Consider the following 371-nt stretch of genomic DNA (forward strand, 5'->3'; position numbering starts at 1 on the left):
TATACACTGGCTTTTCCCTAACCACCATACCTCGCTCATTTTCTTTTTTTAGATAACACGGCCCCCCACACTATCTACACAAAAGCCTACACTCTTCCCCTCCCCACCGCTCTTCCAAACGGAAACGCCCCCCGCCAGGACGCGAAAACAGCGCTCGCATACACGCGGGAACGACGCACCGGCCGAGCCGCTGGTGAAGGGGCTGGCCGTCGGAGACGCGATAGCGGCGGGGGCGGGGGGGCAACCGAGAAGGATGGGAAGGGAGAACTCTGAAATCCACGCACCCGGAAATAAATCGTAAGCCGGCCTTTTGTTTTAAAAAAAAAAACAAAACCAACACTAAATAGCTGTAACACACAACTTACATGTCC

The organism is Microbispora sp. CSR-4 (assembly GCF_008033685.1).
In the GTDB taxonomy this organism is placed as follows: domain Bacteria; phylum Actinomycetota; class Actinomycetes; order Streptosporangiales; family Streptosporangiaceae; genus Microbispora.